Source organism: Leifsonia sp. SIMBA_070, from assembly GCF_046534635.1.
Classification (GTDB): Bacteria; Actinomycetota; Actinomycetes; order Actinomycetales; family Microbacteriaceae; genus Leifsonia.
The window spans coordinates 1-247 of sequence record NZ_JAWRYK010000725.1 but is presented as its reverse complement, the minus strand read 5'-3'; the positions used below and the strand labels follow the sequence as shown (position 1 = coordinate 247).

Below are 247 nucleotides of genomic sequence, written 5' to 3'. Positions count from 1 at the left end.
CCTTACAAATCGCTCATCAGCGAAAGCGAAGCTATCGTCCAAATCGATAACTGTGAGTCCTCTGTTCAGGCACTCAGTCGTAAATGCCTCTACGTCCATGGTCGACAGCCTGCTCACGCCCAGTAATTGCTTGAGGCTCTCTCGAGAGATCAAGAATTTGCCAAGCGTTTTGCCACCAAAGGTTTCTGTATAAATTTTCTGTTTAAGCGCGGTGGCTACTAAGCCGATGCGAGTCGAGTCCATGGAG

At 49.0% G+C, this 247-nt stretch carries 1 protein-coding gene; it reads right to left on the bottom strand.

Annotated elements, in window-relative coordinates; genetic code table 11:
- The coding region (locus SB754_RS22150) for a hypothetical protein (RefSeq protein ID WP_410784442.1) at positions 1-247 on the bottom strand (247 nt) is incomplete at both ends.